Here is an 18493-nt window from a genome sequence, read left to right as displayed (position 1 = left end):
CAGGTAGCGAGCGACCAGGCTCCGACATGCCGCCGGATCGTGGCGACCCGGATCTGCGCGCCTCGATCCGGCGCGACCAGCTCGAGGCGGTGCGCCGCAGCGTGCAGCACGCCATGCCGGTCAACGCGATCCTCGGCGCCACGGGCGCCCTGGTCGCCGCGCAGGCCGGATACGGCGGCGCCGGCCTCGCCTGGTTCGCCGTCTCGTCGTCCGTGAATCTCGTCCGGTTCGGCCTGTGCCGGGCGCCCTGCCCCGGCCTCGCCTCGCCCGAGGCCGGGCAGCCCGAGCAGGCCCGGGCCGCCGCCCGCTCGGTCGACAGGCACCTGCGCCTCGCCACCCTGGCGGCGTTCCTGTCGGGCCTCGTCTGGTCCCTGGTGGCGCTCCTGTGCGACGGCTACACCGCCCCCCAGACGCTGTTCTACCTTGTCGTCACCTGCGGCATCACCGCCGGCGCCGTCACGCACGGTATGGCCTATGCGGCGATTCCGGCGAGCTTCATCACGCCGCCGCTGCTGACGGTGGCCGGCTGCCTGTTCTGGGCCGGCGGGTTCGACCGCGCGTGCCTCGCCGTGACGGTGCTGCTCTACCTCGCGGCGCTCCTGCGCAGCGCCGTCGAGACCGAGCAGGGCTTTCGCCGCACCTCCCGGCTGAAGAACGAAGCCACGGCGCTCGCCCGCGCGCGCCAGGAGGCGCACGAGGCGGCAAGCGCGCTCGCCGATGAGATGCGCCGGCGCGCCACCCACGACGGCCTCACCGGACTGATGAACCGGGCCGGCTTCGCGCAAGCGGCGGAGGCGCGCATCCTGCGTCCGGGACCGGCGCCCTGCCTGATGCTGCTCGACCTCGACGGCTTCAAGTCGGTCAACGACGTCTACGGCCATTCGACCGGGGACCGGGTTCTGATCGAGGTGGCGCGGCGCCTGCGCCGGACCCTGCCGCCGGAGGCGCTGGCGGCCCGCTTCGGCGGCGACGAGTTCGCGGTCCTGTACGATCCGTCCGCCGGCCCGTCGCCGGCCGATCTCGCATCGGCGCTGATCCGGGTCGTGATCGAGCCGTTCGAGAGCTTCGATACCGGTCGCCTCGGCATGAGCATCGGCCTGTGCCACGCCCACGGGCCCAGCCTGACCCAGATGCTGACCTGTGCCGACGAGGCGCTCTACGCTGCCAAGGCCGCCGGCCGGAACCGGTTCCGGATCTTCGACGAGAACCTGCGCGGGCGCCTGGAGATGCGGCGCGACAGCGAGCGCGACCTCTCCCACGCGCTGGCCGAGAACGGCCTCGCGGTCTGGTTCCAGCCGATCTTCGGCGAGGGCGGCGGCCGCGCCGCCGGACTCGAGGCCCTGGTGCGCTGGAACCACCCGGTCCATGGCTGGGTCCCGCCCGGCGAGATCGTCGCCGCCGCCGCCCGGGCCGGCCTGACCGAATCGCTGCTGCGCTTCATTCTGGAGCAGGTCTGCGGCGCGATGCAGGCCCTGCGGGCCGGCGGCGTCACCGACATCCGGGTGGCGATGAACGTCTCGCCGCGAGAGATGGCGCAGATCCCGGTCGACGAGATCGTGCTCGACCGCCTGCGGGCGCTGGGGCTGCCCCCGTCGCTCCTCGAGATCGAGATCACCGAGGAGACCGCCCTCGACATCGAGGCGGTTCAGGACAAGCTCCTCGCGCTGTCCCGCGCCGGGATCCGGGTCGCGCTCGATGATTTCGGCATCGGCTACTCGTCCCTGGCGTCCTTGCGCCAGTTGCGGGCGGGGCGGGTCAAGATCGATCGCAGCCTCGTCACCGGCCTGTCGACCTCCGACGACAAGTACGGGCTGGTCCAGGCGGTGCTCGGCCTCGGCCGGGCGCTCGGCCTCGAAGTGGTGGCCGAGGGCGTCGAGACCGCCGAGGACCTCGCCACCCTGCGGGCCCTCGGCTGCCCGTTCCTGCAGGGCTATCACCTCGGTCGCCCGGTCCCTGCCGACCAGGCGCTGTGGCACGCCCTGGCCTGCCGCCCGGATGCGGCCTGACCCCCCGATCGCTCATCCGCCCCTTTCGGATCACCTGTGCCCGGGCATCGTTCGGGCTAGTGTCCGAGCATCCGGCACTCACTCCTCTCGCCACGCAAGAAGACCGACCATGTTCCCCAAGCCCCACGCCGCGCTCACGCCGAACACCTTCGCGTTCGAGGCCCTGCCGCTCGTCGCGCCGACCGGCTTTCGCGAGTACGACGCCCGCTGGCTCTTCCCGAAGGACCTCAACCTGATGGGCGTGCAGGCGCTCGGCCTCGGCCTGGGCACCCTCGTCCACGAGCTCGGCGTGCGCCCCGACATCGTCACCGGCCACGATTTCCGCGCCTATTCCGCCTCGATCAAGCTCGCGCTGATCGCCGGCATGCAGGCTGCCGGCCTGCGGGTGAAGGATATCGGCCTCTGCCTGTCGCCGATGGCCTATTTCGGCCAGTTCGCCCTCGACTGCCCCTGCGTGGCGATGGTCACCGCCTCGCACAACGACAACGGCTGGACCGGCGTGAAGATGGGCGCCGAGCGGCCGATGACCTTCGGCCCCGCCGAGATGGGCCGGCTCAAGGAGATCGTGCTCTCGGGCGCCTTCCAGTACCGGGACGGCGGCGCCTACCAGTTCGTGCCCGACTTCTCGACGGTCTATCTCGACGACCTCGTCTCCCGCGCCAAGCCGCTGACGCGGCGCCTCAAGGTCGTGGCCGCCTGCGGCAACGGCACGGCGGGCGCCTTCGCGCCGGCCCTGCTGGAGCGCCTCGGCTGCGAGGTGGTGCCGCTGGATGTCGAGGCCGACGCCACCTTCCCGCGCTACAATCCCAACCCCGAGGACATGGCGATGCTGCACGCCATCGCCGACACCGTGAAGGCGACGGGCGCCGATGTGGGCCTCGGCTTCGACGGCGACGGCGACCGCTGCGGCGTGGTCGACGAGCAGGGCCACGAGATCTTCGCCGACAAGGTCGGGGTGATGCTCGCCCGCGACCTCTCGCTCCAGCACCCCAACGCCCGCTTCGTCGTCGACGTGAAGTCGACGGGGCTCTTCGCCTCCGACCCGGAGCTGAAGGCGCGCAACGTCGAGACCGACTACTGGAAGACCGGGCATTCCTACATCAAGCGCCGGGTCAACGAGCTGAACGCGCTGGCCGGGTTCGAGAAGTCGGGCCACTTCTTCTTCAACGCCCCGGTCGGGCGCGGCTACGACGACGGCCTGCTGACGGCGATCGCGGTGATCGAGATGCTCGACCGCAACCCGGGCAAGAGCCTGTCCGAGCTCTACGCGGCCCTTCCCACCACCTTCGGCTCGCCCACCATGTCGCCGCACTGCGCCGACGAGGAGAAGTACGGCGTGGTCGAGCGGGTGACGGCGCGCTTCCGGGAGATGCACGAGCGCGGCGAGAGCTTGGGCGGTGCGGCGATCACCGACCTCGTCACGGTGAACGGCGTGCGGGTGTCGACCGCGGACGGGACCTGGGGCCTGGTGCGGGCCTCGTCGAACAAGCCGGAACTGGTGGTGGTGGTCGAGAGCCCGGTCTCGCGGGCGCGGCTGGAAGAGATGTTCCGGGCCGTCGACGGTGTGCTGCGGGAGAATCCCCAGGTCGGGGCATACAACCAGACGATCTGACGGCTTGGCGCTTCCCCGCCGCACCCGATCGGCTTAGGTCTCACCCGACGCCGCGCGCCCGCCGAACGGGCGCCGGCCCCGGGAGGAGATCCGACATGCAACCGATTCTCGACACCTTCGATGCCCGCGCCATCCTGCCGGAGGATGGCTTGGCCGGGGCGCTCGCCGGCCGCATCTGGCGGCCGGAGCTGAACGGGCCGAGCACCGTCGCGGTGCGGCCGGGCGCCGACGGCCAGCCGCACCTCGTCGACATCACCCGCGCCTTCCCGACGATCCGCGACCTGTGCGAGGCGGGCGACCCGGCGGGCGCCCTGCAGGGGGCCGCGGGCGAGACGGTCGGCCCCCTCGACGTGGTGCTGGCCAACACGCCGCCGGACAGCCGCGACCCGTCGCGGCCCTGGCTCCTCGCGCCGATCGACCTCCAGGCGGTCAAGGCCGCCGGCGTCACCTTCGCGGTCTCGATGCTCGAGCGGGTGATCGAGGAGCGGGCGCGCGGCAACCCGGACGCCGCGGCGGCGATCCGCCTCGAGGTCGGGCGCCTCGTCGGCAACGACCTGCGCCAGCTCAAGCCCGGCTCGGCCGAGGCGATGGCGCTGAAGAGCGTGCTGGTGGCTCAGGGAGCGTGGAGCCAGTACCTCGAGGTCGGCATCGGCCCCGACGCCGAGATCTTCACCAAGGCGCAGCCCCTCTCCTCCGTCGGTTGCGGCCAGGAGGCCGGCCTGCATCCGGGCTCGCAATGGAACAACCCGGAGCCCGAGGTGGCCCTGGTGGTGGCCTCCGACCAGCGCATCGTCGGGGCGACGCTCGGCAACGACGTCAACCTGCGCGATTTCGAGGGCCGCTCGGCCCTGCTCCTCGGCAAGGCCAAGGACAACGCCGCCTCCTGCGCCCTCGGGCCGTTCCTGCGCCTGTTCGATGACGGCTTCACCCTCGACCATGTCCGCCGTACGGTGGTGAGCCTGGAAGTGACGGGCGAGGACGGGTTCCGGCTGTCAGGCACCTCGCCCCTCTCCGAGATCAGCCGCGACCCGGCCGACCTCGTCGAGGCGATGATGGGCGGAACCCACCAGTACCCGGACGGCGCGGTGCTGTTCCTCGGCACGATGTTCGCGCCGGTCGAGGACCGGGGCGCTCCGGGCCAGGGCTTCACCCACAAGGTCGGCGACCGGGTGGTGATCCGCAGCCCGTCCTTGGGCGCCCTCGTCAACCGCATGCGCCACTGCCAGGATTGCGAACCCTGGACCTTCGGCGCGGCGGCGCTGATGCGCAACCTCGCGGCCCGCGGGCTCCTCGGAGCCTGACGCGTCGCCGGACGCTCCGCGCTGTGACATTGCCGTCACGGAAATCGGAGAGGTCTCTCCGGGGCAAGCGTGGCCGGTTGCCAGGAATATAGCATTGGCTATACCTGGCTGCCGGAACGACACGGGGCGCGGCGATGCGGCGGACGGGCGGAGCGGGGATCGGGGTGGCTTTGGGCCTGTGCGCCGGCCTGGCGAACGCGGCCGACCTGCGCCCTCCCGTCCCCGGCGCACCGGCCGCGCCCACCTTCGTCGACTGGTCCGGCCCCTATCTCGGGATCGAGGGCAGCGCCGGCGCCTCGTTCGGCAATTACAGCTTCGGGCCGAGCACCGTCGGCGGCCGGCCGATCCCGGCCTTCCAGAGCGGCGACTCGACGCGGCGCTCGGATGCCGGCCGCACCGCCACCACGGCGGTGGGCGGCCTGTTCGGCGGCTACAACTGGCAGACGGGCCCGTATCTCTACGGCCTGGAGGCCGACATCTACGGCGCCAACCTCAAGCGCCCGGTGCCCTCGACCGCCCTCGGCTTCGGCTACGAGGACGTCGATCCGCCCTTCACCCTGATCCGGGACAAGACCAACCTCTACGGCGCCGTGCGCGGCCGCCTCGGCTACTCGTTCGAGAGCTATCTCGTCTACGCCACCTTCGGGCTCGCCGGAGCCAATGCGCGGGTGCTCGCGACCTATCCGGACCTCGCCACCGGCGCGGTGGCGGCGGCGCGGCGCAACCTGTCGTTCCTCGGCTTCACCCTCGGGGCCGGCGTGCAATACGCCATCACCCCGAACCTGGCGCTCGGCCTCGACTACCGCTACATCGATCTCGGCCGCTCCGGCCGCTTCGGCTTAGGGACCGTGCCGGGCCTCGGCCCGGTCTCGACGGAGGCCGCGTTCTCGTCGCACCAGATGATGGCGCGGCTGTCCTGGTACCCTGACGGCCTCAAGCTGCCGGCGGAGGTGGCCGAGGACGCGCCGGGAAGCCGCGACACCGGCCGCTATTCCTTCCACGGCCAGACCACCTTCGTCAGCCAAGGCGTGCCCGGCTTCCGCGCGCCCTATCGCGGCGAGAACAGCCTGGTGCCGAACCAGGTCCAGTCCACCACCACCGCGACCCTGTTCCTCGGCGTGAAGCTGACCGACAGCACCGAGCTCTACTACAACCCGGAATTCTCCCAAGGCTTCGGCCTGTCGCGCACGCTCGGCGTCGCCGGCTTCGTCAACGGCGAGGCCCAGAAGGCCGGTGCCCCGTTCCCGAAGCTGCGTTCGAACCGCTACTTCGTCCGCCAGACCTTCGGCCTCGGCGGCGCCACCGAGGACGTGCCGGACGGCGTCAACCAGGTGGCGATGACCCGCGACATCGAGCGGATCACGGTGGTGGCCGGCAAGTTCGCCCTCGGCGACTTCTTCGACGGCAACGTCTACGCCCACGACCCCCGCGTCGACTTCATGAACTGGTCGATCTGGGGCTCCTCGGCCTGGGACTTCCCGGCAAACCTCCCGGGATTCACGCAAGGCGTGATGGTCGAGTACAACCGGCCGGAATTCGCGATCCGGGCCGCCTACACCCAGGTGCCGAAGCAGCCCTCGAACGACGTGCTCGACCCGCGTGTCTTCGAACGCGCCGGCACCAACATCGAGTTCGAGGAGCGCCACGTCCTCCCGGGCCTCGACCAGCCGGGCAAGCTGCGCATCGGCCTGTTCAGCAACGTCGGCAACACCGCCAATTACCGCCAGGTAGTCGACCTGACGCAGAGCGGCGCCTTCGACGACATCAACGACGCCGCGGCGGCGACGCGCCGGCCCCGGCGCAAGACCGGCGCCTACATCAACCTGGAGCAGGCTCTGACACCGGATCTCGGCCTGTTCGCCCGGGCCAGCGTCTCCGACGGACGCAACGAGAGCCTGTCCTTCACCGACATCGACCGCAGTCTCTCGGGCGGCCTCTCGCTCAAGGGCACCGCCTGGGAGCGGCCGAGCGACACGGTCGGCATCGGCGCGGCGATCAACGGGCTGTCCCCGTCGCACCGGGCGTTCTTCGCCAATGGGGGCTTGGGCCTGCTGATCGGCGACGGGCGCCTGAACTACGCCCCGGAGCGCGCCTTCGAGACCTATTACGCGCTCAGCCTGACCAAGGCGGTGACGGTGTCGTTCAACTATCAGCTGGTGGTGAACCCCGCCTATAACCGCGACCGCGGCCCGGCCAACTTCTTCGGCACGCGCCTGCACGCCGATTTCTGAGGCGTGCCGGGGCATCATGCGACTTTCGGACGATGACCCCTCGGATGGTGTGCCCTTTCTGCCCGGCGCCGGGATTCCGTCCCGATTCACGTCCGTCAGGCAGCAACACGGATCCAACCTTTCGCGATCAGGACAAGTTGCAGGATCCCCTCTCCCGAGTGGGAGAGGGATCGGGGCGGGGGTCGGGTGCTTCCGGGAGTAGCGCTTGGGGCAGAGCTGCCGGCACGACGACTTGAGCTTTGCTGCGAAAACGTCCCGTTCCGAAATCCGGCTACTCTCCGATCGGGGAGCTGGAAGGCGAGCTTCGTTGCGACGGCGGCGGCATCGGCCGTTGGAATGCTCGGACCACCGGATGCGGATGGGAGGGCCGGCAGTTGGGGACAATCCTGCAACACCTGGGGTAACGACCGCCGCGAACAGGCCGGACTCTAAGGACAAAGGCTGTGCTGTATCCCGTCTGGTGTCTTCCTACACTGGGATTGCAGAAGGACGAACAAACGTCCGTGCGCGACAGTGATCCGAGCGACAACAGCGGGCCTTCGTCCGGGGGCGCGAACCATGCAATCTGGCATGAACGGATCGGCGATGGCTTCCGGCTATCGGCCCGACATCGACGGCCTGCGCGCCGTCGCCGTGCTGGCGGTGATCTTCTATCATGTGGGTCTCGTCTGGATGCCGGGCGGCTTCGTCGGGGTCGACGTGTTCTTCGTCATCTCCGGCTACGTCATCACGCGCGGGCTGATGCGGGAAGCGTCCGGCGGCGGCATCGCCCTTTCGGACTTCTACGCGCGGCGCATCCGGCGCATCCTGCCGGCCCTGGTCGCGACCCTCGCCCTCACCTCGCTCGCCGCCATCTGGCTCCTGCTGCCGCCGCAGCTCGAGGATTATGCCGGCAGCGCGGCGGCCTCGGCGCTCTCGGTGGCGAACCTCTATTTCTGGCGCGCCTCGGGCTATTTCGACGCCGCGGCGCTCTATCGGCCGCTCCTGCACACCTGGTCGCTCTCGGTCGAGGAGCAATTCTACTTCGTCCTGCCGGTGTCGCTGCTGCTGGCGATCCGCCTGCGCCTGCGGCCGCTCTGGCTTCCCTTCGGCCTGGTCGCGCTGCTCTCGTTCGGACTCAGTCTCTATGCCGGCCGTTACGCGCCGACGGCGAATTTCTACCTGCTGCCGACCCGGGCCTGGGAACTCCTCGTTGGCGCCCTGCTGACGATGATGCCGAGCGGTGCGGCCCGCCCGCTGCCGCCCTTCCTCCGCGCGATCGCCGGGCTCGCCGGGCTCGCCGGCATCCTCGCGCCGTCCCTCCTCTACACCGACGCCACGCCCTTCCCCGGCATCGGCGCCGTGCCGCCCTGCCTCGGCGCCGCCCTGCTGATCCGCCTCGGCGAACAGCAGGGGCACCGCGCGGCGGCGACGCGCCTGCTGGCGGCCCCTCCCCTCGTCGCCGTCGGGCTGATCTCCTACTCGGCCTATCTCGTGCACTGGCCGCTGATCGTGCTCGGCCGGATCGCCCTGATGCGGGACTTCACCACCCCCGAGACCGCCGCGGTGATCGGCGCGACGCTCGTCCTCGCCACCCTCTCGTACCGCTTCATCGAGCAGCCCTTCCGGCGCTGGCATCCGCACTCGCCTCAGACGACGGGACAGGCGCGGCCGCGGCGCCTGCGCCCGGTCTTCGCCGCCGGCATGCTCGCCACGCTGGCGATGGCGGGCCTCGGCTGGGCCGGGGTGACGAGCGGCGGCCTGCCCGGCCGCTTCCCGGATTTCCGCCTCCGGCCGGTGCCCGGCACCGAGACCTGGAACCACCGCACCTGCTTCCTGTTCGCCGACCAGACCTGGCAGGCCTGGAATCCGGAGGCCTGCATCCGCGCCGGGGCCGGGGACGGGATGGTGCTGCTCTGGGGCGACAGCTTCGCGGCGCATTACGTGCCCGGCCTGATGCGGCACGCCGACAAGCTGCCTGGCCGCCTCGTCCAGTACACGGCGGCGGGGTGCCAACCGACCCTCGGCACCGCCTCGCACGTCGTGCCGCATTGCCGCGCCTTCAACGACAACGCCCTGGCGCTGATCCGCCGGCTCGGGATCCGCGACGTGGTCCTGGCGGCCCGCTGGGGGGCGCAGCGCGACCACGGCGTCCCCGAGCGCCTGCGCGAGACCGTGGCGCAGGTGAGCGCCCTCGGCGCCCGCGTCCACGTCATCGGACAATCGCCGGAATTCCCTCTCGATCCGGCCTTCCTGGCCTATCACCAGCGCCAAGCCCCGCCGGAGACCGCCGGCCGCTGGCGCCCGGTCGACGGCCTGCGCCTGAACGACGCCCTGCGGGCGGTGCTGCCCGCGACCATGACCTTCATCGACCCGGCCGCACTCCTCTGCGCGGACGAAACCTGCCCCTACGCCCGCGGCGAGACCTTCCTGTACGCCGATACCGGCCACTTTTCGTCGGCCGGCGCGGCGCTGGCCGTGGAGCGCTTCCTCGAGGCCGGGCTGTTCGCCCATCCGCGCTCCGCCGCGGCCATCCCCTGAACCGGGTTCAGGTGCGGGCGACGGCCACCCCGCCGTCATCCAGGATGATGAAACGGATGCCGGCGCAGCGCAGGGCCGCGATCGCCCTGTGGCGGGAGCGGGCGCCCTGCCCGTCGGCATTCTCCTCGAGGCGCCGCACCGTCGAGAGCGACAGGCCGCTCGCCCCCGCCAGCGTGGTCATCGACCAGTCGAGCAGCGCCCGGGCGGCGCGCAGGTGGTGGCCCTTCACCGCCTGCTCCAGGCCCTCGCGCACCAGGTCGTCCGCCGCCAGCGGAGCGGCGAGCGCGGCGGGGTAGACGAGCCCGCTGCGCTCGACCAGGCGGCCGCGCTCGTCATGGACCGGGACCGACAGGATCCGGTAACGCTCCGGCTCCCGGTCACGGTGTCGGATCAGCGGCGCAGCCTGGAACACCCCGCCGACGTCGCGCCGGGCGACACTGTCGCGGAAGGCCGCGCGCTCCTCCGGCACCACATCGGCGAAGGGATCGGCATTGATCTCCTCGATGGGGCGTCCGGCGAACTGCGCCGTCTCGGGCGGGAAGTGGAAGCGCCCGTCGAGGTCGACGGGGACGAACAGCATGCGGACCGCGGCGAACCAGGCGCTGCGCTGGCGCTGGTTGACCCGGCGCAGCCGCAGCAGGGCCGCCGTATCGGACACGTCGAGGACGATGCCGGCGGCGGCCCGCGGCCGACCCTGCGGCGTCACGTGCAGTTCGGTGCGCATCGTGAAGGTGCGCAGGGTCCCGTCCGGCCGCACGACCCGGACCTCGCATGCCGGCAAGGCATGGCCCTGCACCAGGTCGGGGGCACTCGCCAGGTGCAGCCGGTCGTCGGGGTGGACGAGGTCGGTGAGCAGGCCGTAGCTCGGCTGCGTCCGCGCAGGATCGAGCCCGAGCAGGCGGAACAGGCCGGGCGACCAGATCTGCTGGTCGGAGGCGAAGATCCAGGCCCAGTTGCCCACCAGCCCGATGCCCTCGATCAGTCGGAGGAAATCCGCGGGAGCGAAGGACGGGCCGGCCGCACGCATGAAGCCTCGACGGTGGGAACCTCTGCGTCCGAAACCCGCTCCGGCACGGAGTGACGGGACGGCGATCCGGATCATGCCACGCGCCGGGGAAGGCCGCACGGCCTCTTCCATGATAGCAGACACCCCGCACGCGGCCGCCGATGGTGTAGCCTCGCGTCCGAACCGACAACGAGACGCGGCGCCCGCGCCGGCGCCGCGGCAGGATGGAGACGCCCGATGACCGAGACCGACGCCCTCCGGCACCCCGAGATCCGCGAGGAGGTCGCCAAGCTCTGCGCCCGCTTCCCCGACGAGTACTGGCGCCGGCTCGACACTGATCGCGCCTATCCGACCGACTTCGTGAACGCGCTCACCGAATCCGGCTACCTCTCGGTGCTGATCCCCGAGGAGTATGGCGGCTCCGGCCTGCCGCTCTCGGCCGCCGCGGCGATCCTCGAGGAGGTGCAGCGCTCCGGCTGCAACGGTGCGGCCTGCCACGCCCAGATGTACACGATGGGCACGGTCCTGCGGCACGGCACCCAGGCGCAGAAGGAACGCTACCTGCCGGAGATCGCCGCCGGGCGCCTGCGCCTGCAGGCCTTCGGCGTCACCGAGCCGACGAGCGGCACCGACACCACGGCGCTCCGCACCACCGCGCGGCGCGAGGGCGATAAGTTCATCGTCAATGGCCAGAAGATCTGGACCAGCCGGGCCGAGCATTCCGACCTGATGCTGCTCCTCGCCCGCACCACGCCCCGCGACCAGGTGGCGAAGAAGACCGATGGCCTCTCGACCTTCATCGTCGACATGCGCACCGTGCTCGGCCGCGGCCTGACCATCCGGCCGATCCGCACGATGATGAACCACAATTCCTGCGAGGTCTTCTTCGACAACATGGAGGTGCCGGCCGAGAACCTGGTCGGCGAGGAGGGCAAGGGGTTCCGCTATATCCTGTCGGGCATGAACGCCGAGCGGCTGCTCATCGCCGCCGAATGCATCGGCGACGCCAAGTGGTTCATCGCCAAGGCGTCCGGATACGCCCGCGAGCGCCAGGTCTTCGGCCGGCCGATCGGCCAGAACCAGGGTATCCAGTTCCCGATCGCCAAGGCCTACGCCAACATGCGCGCCGCCGAGCTGATGGTGCAGGAGGGGCTTCGCCTCTACGAGGCCGGCGCCAATCCGGGGGCGGAGGCCAACATGGCCAAGATGCTCGCGGCCGACGCCTCGTTCGAGGCGGCCAATGCCTGCATCCAGACCTTCGGCGGCTTCGGCTTCGCGGAGGAATATGACGTCGAGCGCAAGTTCCGCGAGACCCGGCTCTACCAGGTGGCGCCGATCTCCACCAACCTGATCCTGTCCTACATCGCCGAGCACGTGCTCGGCATGCCGCGCTCGTACTGACGCCTGCTCCATGACCCCGGCGCCTCTGGCGCCGGAGCTTCTGCCCGGCCATAGGGGCGGCATCGACGACAGGCCTGCCCCCACCATGACCACGGATCTCGCCCCGCTGCTGTTCCTGCCCGGGCTCCTCAACGACGCGGTGCTGTGGCGCGCGTCCATCGACGCGCTCGCCGACCGGGCCGCCGCTTCGGTGGCGGACCTGACCCTCGACGACAGCGTCGCGGCGATGGCGCGGCGGACGCTCGCGGTGGCGCCGCCGCGTTTCGGCCTCGTCGCCCTGTCGATGGGCGGCTACGTCGCCTTCGAGATCCTGCGCCAGGCGCCCGAGCGCGTGACCCGCCTCGCCCTGTTCGACACCGCCGCTGCCCCGGAGACCACCGAGCGCGCCGCCACGCGGCGCCAGGGCATGGACCAGCTCAAGGTCGGCCGCTTCGCCGGGGTCACGACCCGCCTGCTGCCGAAGCTCGTCCATGCCTCGCACGTGCACGGGCCGGTGGGCGAGGGCGTGAAGGCGATGGCCGAGCGGGTCGGCGGCGCGGCCTTCCTGCGCCAGCAGCGCGCGATCCTCGACCGGCCCGACAGCCGCCCGACCCTGGCGACGATCCGCGTGCCGACCCTGGTCGCGGTGGGCGCGGACGACGTCCTGACGCCGCCGGCGCTCGCCCGCGAGATCCACCAGGGCATCGCCGGCTCGTGCCTGCATGTCCTGGACAAATGCGGCCACCTACCGCCGCTGGAGCGGCCCGAGGCGACGGGCGCGCTCCTGAGGGAATGGCTGGAGGCGTGACGCGCGTGGTCCGGCCCGGCATTCCGGGCCGTCGGTCTCGTGCCGGTCTCAGCGGTTTCCCGCTGCCGGCCCGCCCGCGGTGCCGCCGCTACCGGGCGGGCCCGCGGTCGGGCTGCCGCCGATCCAGACCCCCGGATTGGTCCCGGGCACGGAGGCGCCGCTGGGATTGCCCGGCAGGTTGCGGGTCGGGCGCGAGGGCGGCGGCGTCTCGGTGCCGGGGCCGGGCGCGCCGACGGCGTCGCTCGCGGGCGGCACCCGGGCGGTCTGGGCCTCGGCGGCGCCCACGGCGCCCAGCGTGAGGGCGAGGGCGAGGGTGAGTCTGATCATCGGCCTGTCCGTGCGGAAGCAACCGGCGGTCAACATCCGAAACGCGCCCGGGTTCGGCCGGCCGCGGTCGTGATGGGACGGTTCCGTCGGCGAAGACCGATCAACGGTCCGCGCCCCGGCTCCCGTTGCGCGCGACGCCGCTTCGGCAGCTACGCCACCAAACCGGGAGGTGTGTCGCCGTCGATTCACGGCAAGATCGAACATGTCTTTGCAAATTTTCCTATGTATTTCGTCCAATTCTTCAATAACTCTACGGAGTTTACCAAATTTTCAACAATCATTGCGAATAACGACGTCGATCACGAAGGCCTAACGATGAAAATCAGACTGTCCCATGCCCTCGGCGGGCTGATTGCCTTGCTCGCGGCAGGCCTCCTGACCCAGGGCATGTTGAGCGTGACGCAGCTGCGCAGCGTCAACGCCAATACTCTCGAGATGTCGGAGAACTGGTTGCCGAGCGTGCGCGAAATTGGCGAACTCAAGTACAAGGTCACGCGCCTGCGCCTCGTCGATGCCCGCTATGTCACGGCGATCGAGCCCGTGACCGAACTCGACACCGTCGCGGGCCGTCGCCTCGAGGACGTGGAAGCCGTCGCGCGCCGCTATGAGCCGCTGATCTCGACCGCCGAGGAGCGCGCCCTCTGGACCGCGTTCCGGCAGCACTGGGCGGACTACCTGACCATCCGCGGCAAGATCGTCGCCGCGGCCCGGGAGAAGAACGTGGCCGCTCTCAACGAGCTCTTCTGGGCCTCGCGCCGGCCGTTCGAGGCGGCGCTGGACAGTCTCGATCGCGATACGGTGCTGAACGTGGCCGGCAGCGACCGGGCGCGGCTCGCGGCCGCCGGAATCTATGCCAACGCCCTCTGGCTGACCGGCCTGCTCTGCGCCGTCGCGCTGGCCATCGGTCTTACCGGCATCGTCTACGTCGTGGCCGCCGTGGCGCGGCCGATCGAGCGCCTGGTCCGGCGGATGCACGGCCTGTCCTCCGGCGACCTCGCCGCCCCGGTGCCCTATACCGACCGCACCAACGAGATCGGCGCCATCGCGGCCGCGGTCGACGCGTCCCGGGCGACCCTGATCCGGACGCGGCAGCTGGAGGAGGAGACGGCGCACGCCCGGGCCTCCGCCGAGGAGCAGCGCAAGGCCGGCATGCGCCAGATGGCCGAGGGGTTCGAGGCGGCAATCGGCGGCATCGTCACCCTGGTCTCGTCGGCGGCGACGGAGCTGCAGGCCACCGCCGCGCAGATGACCACGACCGCGGCCGACACCGCGACGCGATCGGGCACGGTCGCCGCCGCGGCGGAGGAAGCCGCCGCGAACGTGACCACCGTGGCGGCGGCGACCGAGGAACTCGGCGCGTCGGTCGGCGAGATCGGCCGGCAGATCCAGGGCTCGGCCGGGCTCGCCCGGTACGCCGTCGCGGAGGCCGACCAGACCGCGCAGCTCGTGCAGGTGATGAGGACGGCGTCGGGGCGGATCGGCGAGATGGTCGGCATGATCTCGACCATCGCGCGGCAGACCAATCTCCTGGCGCTCAACGCCACGATCGAGGCCGCCCGCGCCGGCGAGGCCGGCCGCGGCTTCGCGGTGGTCGCCGCCGAGGTGAAGGGACTGGCCGACCAGACGGCGCGCGCCACCGAGGAGATCGCCGGACAGATCGGCGAGATCCAGGGGGTGACCGATCAGGCCGTCGCGGCGATCGGCACGATCACCGCGCGCATCCGCGAGATCGACGCGGTGACGGCAGGCATCGCGGGCGCGGTCGAGCAGCAGGGCGGGGCGACGCGGGAGATCGTGCGCAACGTCGCCGAGGCCGCGACCGGCGCGAGCGCGGTGACGCACACCATCGCGGGCGTGGCGCAGGCCTCCGAGGAGACGGGCGCGGCAGCACACCAGGTCCTCGCCTCGTCGGCGGAGCTGTCACGGCAATCCGAGCATCTCTCGTCCGAGGTGCGCCGCTTTCTCGCCACGGTACGGGCCGCCTGAGCGCCGAATACGAAACACGGACCCGAGCCGGTGGCCCGCCGCCGGCTCAGATCGCGCCCTCCGCCACGTCCCGCATCAGGCCCGGCACCTCCCCGGGCAGCTCCCGCGCCAGGAAGCCGATCGGGCCGCAGCCCTCGCCCAGGCGCCGACCCGCTTCGCCGTGCAGGAACACGCCCCAGGCCGCCGCCTCGGCGGGCTTCGTGCCGCGGGCGAGCAGTCCGACGATGATTCCGGCGAGCACGTCGCCCGAGCCGGAGGTGGCGAGGCCGGCGCCGCCGCCGCGGTAATGCCAGACCTCGCCCCCTGGCTCGACGATCCAGGTCTCCGCCCCCTTCATCACCACGACGGCGCCCAGCATCTCGACCGCGCGGCGCGCCGCCGCCAGGGGATCGGCCTCGACCGCGTCGCGCTCGCAGCCGAGGCAGCGGGCCATCTCGCCGGCATGCGGCGTGAGCACCACCCGGCCCGCCCGGGCTCGCACCGCGTCGGCGTGGTCGCGCAGCCCGTCGATGCTCGCCGCGTCGAGGACGAACGGCGCCTCGGACGGGCCGGAGAGCAGGGCGGCGGTGAGCGCCTTGGTCGGCTCGCCCGAGGCCATGCCGGCGCCGATCAGCACGGCGGCGGCCCGCTCGGTGCGTGGCAGCAGCACCTCGGCGGCGACGCGATGGTCGACGTGCCCGCCCTCGCCTTCCGGCAGGCGCACCACCAGGGCCTCGGGCACCGCGAGGGCGGCGTGCGGCGCCGTGCCGGCGGCGATCGACATCTGCAGCTTGCCGGCGCCGGCCCGGAGCGCCGCGGTACCGGCCAGGATCGCGGCACCCGGCACCTCGACCGAGCCGGCGATGACGAGAGCGCTGCCGCGCGCCTCCTTGCTGCCTCCCGCGGGGTCCGGCAGGGGAACGCCGCGCAGGGTCTCGGCAGTGATGTTCTTCGTCATCGGGGCGCTCCCGTGGCATCGGGCTCGGCCGTCACCGGGGCCCCGGCCTGGGTCAGCGGCGCCACGAAATTGTAGCGCTGCAGGACGAGCTTGCCGCTGCTGCCGCGGTGCGGGTCGAAGGCGTACTCGGTCACCGAGCAATTGGCGACGTCGCCCTCGCGGTCGATGCCGAGGATCTCGTCCTCGGTCATGCCCTCGATGAGGTAGCGCAGGCACAGGACCACGACCTGATGCCCGACCACCAGCACGCGCCGCCCGCCGTAATGCAGCGAGACGGTGTCGAGGGCGCTGCGCAGCCGCAGGATCACGTCGCACCAGCTCTCGCCGCCCGGCGGCCGGTGATAGAACTTGCCGAGCAGCCGCCGCAGCTCGGCCTGCTCGGGATGGAGCTGGGTGATGCCCTCGCGGGTGAGCCGGTCGAGGATGCCGAACTCCTTCTCGCGCAGGCGCTCGTCGGCGACGTAGTCGAGCAGGGGATCGGCGACGCCGCCGGCATCGCGGATCAGCCGGGCGGTGGCGTCGGCCCGGCGATAGGGCGAGGTGAGCACCACGTCGGGCCGCTCCGACACCGGTTTCTCGGCAAACCAGCGCCCGACCGCCGCGGCCTGGCGCTCGCCGAGGGCGCTCAACGGCACGTCGACGTCGCGCTCGGCGATGTCGATATGGGTGTGCCCGGCCGCCTGCGCGGCGTCCCTGGCGACGTTGCCGGCGCTCTCGCCGTGCCGCACGATCCAGATCCGGTCCGGCCAGCGCTGCTGCATGAATCACCCCCCAAAGTCACCGGGGAGCTAGCGGAGGCGGGGCGCTCCGCAAGCGCTCGGGGCCTGCGGCGTCTTTCATGCGCGGGGAGACCACTGGAGGGACCACATTGTCGCGGCGGCGATCTCCCCGCTCCTCGCCTCCACGGCGAGGAGCGGGGCCGGATCGGAACGCGGGAGCTTCAGACGTCCTCGCCGACCGCCAGGCTGACCTCGTCGCACAGGCAGACCTCGTCATGCGTCGGATCGAGGCCGTAAGCGGCGCCGACCTCCGACGGGTTGCCCGACCACATCGCGGCCCGGTCGCCGAACAGGTTGGTGCCGTCGCTCAGAACCTCCGTCGGCGCGACGGTCGGGGTGCCGCCTTCCGCCTCGGCGGTGGGCGTCGTCGTGTCGTCGGTCTCCCCCTGGTCCGACGGGCCGAGGATCAGGGCCTGGTCGGCCGCCGCGTCCGGGTCGGTGAAGGGCGCGGTCGCGTCGCCGGACTCGTCCGGCATCATCGGCCGCGGCTTGACGGTCATGCCGGTCTCCGAGGCGGAGGCGTCGACGTCGCGCATGGTCGGACGGAACATGCTCGGGGGTGCGGTATCGGAGACGGTCTCGGCCTGCGCGATCGAGACCGAGGCGCCGTCCTCGCCGACGGCGATGCTGCCCGTTCCGGCGCCGGCCTCGTCGGCCGCCGCGACCTCGGGCGCGCCGTCCGGCGTACCGCTTTGGGTGAGTTCGCTGGACACTCTTCATCCTCCAATATCATGATTATTGATTGCTTTTTGCGAAATATTACATTGGTTTAACTGTAAATCATTAACAAATTTAAGTCATACCATAAAGCCAAAACTACCGTAAATTTAAGCTTGGCGTTATCCAGGTCAGCGGACGCACGGTTGGGTCGAGCATCACCGACGAGACCGTGCGCTCCGACGGCTCACGTATTGCCGCCACAGGATGCGGACGGTAGGGCGCTCTGCTTCACCAGACGCGGGTGACGATGCCATCGAAGATCGCGTCGGCCGAGACGAGCGGAAGGCGATGATGCTGCGCCGTTGCGGCGAGCAGCCGGTCGAACGGATCGCGGTGGATCCATTCGATCAGGCCGGCCGCGATGCACATCTCAGGATCGCGCGCGATCACCAGACCGCCCTGCTGGCTGGGAAGCCCGGCCAATCGCGCGGCATGGGATTCCATCTCGGGCCATTTCCCGATCCGGACCTTCTGGGCGATCTCGAAGAAACTGACGGGGCTTACGAAGACTTGATCTGCCGCCGTGATCGCAGCAGCGGCTCGGCTCGACAGGCGGTCATCCTTGGATAGCCTCCAGACCCACGCGTGCGTGTCGAGCAGGACCGCATTCATTGCCCCCTTCCCAGAGATCCAGTTCGTCGTCCGGCGTCGGCTCGAGGAAATCCGGACCGCGCCCGAGCTGGCCCTCGTGCAGGCCGATCTTGAACGGTTGCCGGGCGATGGGAACCAGGTGGACGACCGGCTTATGCCCCTTCGCGATCACGACCTCCTCGCCGCCGAGCGCGCCCCCGATGAGCTTCGAGAGATGGGTCTTGGCCGCGTGGTTGGTCACCTGCTTCATGTCGACGATCCTGATCCGAGTTCGGATCCTCATCGAGCG

The 18493-nt window shown here is 71.2% G+C and carries 15 protein-coding genes; 8 read left to right on the top strand and 7 right to left on the bottom strand.

What is annotated here, in order from left to right; all coding sequences use genetic code 11:
- Window positions 1-26 precede the first annotated feature (26 nt).
- The 5 genes from MFF64_RS16195 to MFF64_RS16175 all read left to right on the top strand — a co-directional run bounded on the left by MFF64_RS16195 (window position 27) and on the right by MFF64_RS16175 (window position 9670).
- Window positions 27-2006 (top strand): putative bifunctional diguanylate cyclase/phosphodiesterase, encoded by a 1980-nt coding sequence (locus MFF64_RS16195; RefSeq protein ID WP_238191524.1) that lies wholly within the window; start codon window positions 27-29, stop codon window positions 2004-2006.
- A gap of 109 nt (window positions 2007-2115) precedes the next feature.
- Window positions 2116-3618 (top strand): phosphomannomutase/phosphoglucomutase, encoded by a 1503-nt coding sequence (locus tag MFF64_RS16190; protein WP_099898810.1) that lies wholly within the window; start codon window positions 2116-2118, stop codon window positions 3616-3618.
- A gap of 95 nt (window positions 3619-3713) precedes the next feature.
- Entirely contained in the window at window positions 3714-4919 is a 1206-nt protein-coding gene (locus tag MFF64_RS16185; RefSeq protein WP_099898808.1) for a fumarylacetoacetate hydrolase family protein, read from the top strand.
- 134 nt (window positions 4920-5053) lie between these two features.
- Window positions 5054-7150, top strand: coding sequence for a carbohydrate porin (locus MFF64_RS16180; RefSeq protein WP_238191522.1), 2097 nt, complete (start codon window positions 5054-5056; stop codon window positions 7148-7150).
- 585 nt (window positions 7151-7735) lie between these two features.
- Entirely contained in the window at window positions 7736-9670 is a 1935-nt protein-coding gene (locus MFF64_RS16175) for an acyltransferase family protein (RefSeq protein WP_238191520.1), read from the top strand.
- Window positions 9671-9677: 7 nt separating this feature from the next.
- Here the strand turns inward: MFF64_RS16175 and MFF64_RS16170 are convergent, their stop codons facing one another.
- A complete protein-coding gene (locus MFF64_RS16170) occupies window positions 9678-10697 on the bottom strand; it encodes a PAS domain-containing protein (protein ID WP_165795490.1) in 1020 nt (339 codons plus the stop codon).
- Between the two features lie 216 nt (window positions 10698-10913).
- Here MFF64_RS16170 and MFF64_RS16165 point away from each other — a divergent pair, with 216 nt between their 5' ends.
- Window positions 10914-12077, top strand: coding sequence for an acyl-CoA dehydrogenase family protein (locus tag MFF64_RS16165; protein ID WP_099898802.1), 1164 nt, complete (start codon window positions 10914-10916; stop codon window positions 12075-12077).
- A 10-nt stretch (window positions 12078-12087) separates the two neighbouring features.
- Window positions 12088-12864 carry an alpha/beta fold hydrolase gene (locus MFF64_RS16160; RefSeq protein ID WP_099898800.1) on the top strand — a complete coding sequence of 259 codons (777 nt, stop codon included), beginning with the start codon at window positions 12088-12090 and terminating at the stop codon, window positions 12862-12864.
- A 48-nt stretch (window positions 12865-12912) separates the two neighbouring features.
- Here the strand turns inward: MFF64_RS16160 and MFF64_RS16155 are convergent, their stop codons facing one another.
- Window positions 12913-13191, bottom strand: coding sequence for a hypothetical protein (locus MFF64_RS16155; RefSeq protein WP_099898798.1), 279 nt, complete (start codon window positions 13189-13191; stop codon window positions 12913-12915).
- Between the two features lie 315 nt (window positions 13192-13506).
- Between MFF64_RS16155 and MFF64_RS16150 the strand changes: the two genes are divergently transcribed.
- Window positions 13507-15177 carry a methyl-accepting chemotaxis protein gene (locus MFF64_RS16150; protein ID WP_099898796.1) on the top strand — a complete coding sequence of 557 codons (1671 nt, stop codon included), beginning with the start codon at window positions 13507-13509 and terminating at the stop codon, window positions 15175-15177.
- Window positions 15178-15223: 46 nt separating this feature from the next.
- On the opposite strand, the gene MFF64_RS16145 is transcribed toward MFF64_RS16150, so the two are convergent.
- The 5 genes from MFF64_RS16145 to MFF64_RS16125 form a co-directional block, all read right to left on the bottom strand.
- Window positions 15224-16114: an NAD(P)H-hydrate dehydratase gene (locus MFF64_RS16145; RefSeq protein WP_099898794.1), complete on the bottom strand. Its 891-nt coding sequence runs from the start codon at window positions 16112-16114 to the stop codon at window positions 15224-15226.
- Window positions 16111-16875, bottom strand: coding sequence for a histidine phosphatase family protein (locus MFF64_RS16140; RefSeq protein WP_099898792.1), 765 nt, complete (start codon window positions 16873-16875; stop codon window positions 16111-16113). Before MFF64_RS16140 ends, MFF64_RS16145 begins: the two co-directional genes overlap by 4 nt.
- A 179-nt stretch (window positions 16876-17054) precedes the next feature.
- Entirely contained in the window at window positions 17055-17606 is a 552-nt protein-coding gene (locus tag MFF64_RS16135) for a hypothetical protein (RefSeq protein WP_099898790.1), read from the bottom strand.
- A 235-nt stretch (window positions 17607-17841) separates the two neighbouring features.
- Complete coding sequence (locus tag MFF64_RS16130; protein WP_099898788.1) at window positions 17842-18225, bottom strand: type II toxin-antitoxin system VapC family toxin; 384 nt, start codon at window positions 18223-18225, stop codon at window positions 17842-17844.
- Entirely contained in the window at window positions 18170-18454 is a 285-nt protein-coding gene (locus tag MFF64_RS16125) for a type II toxin-antitoxin system Phd/YefM family antitoxin (protein ID WP_099898786.1), read from the bottom strand. Before MFF64_RS16125 ends, MFF64_RS16130 begins: the two co-directional genes overlap by 56 nt.
- Window positions 18455-18493 lie beyond the last annotated feature (39 nt).

The sequence above is a fragment of the Methylobacterium frigidaeris genome, from assembly GCF_022179185.1.
GTDB lineage: Bacteria > Pseudomonadota > Alphaproteobacteria > Rhizobiales > Beijerinckiaceae > Methylobacterium > Methylobacterium frigidaeris.
This window is presented reverse-complemented; position numbering and strand designations above follow the sequence as displayed.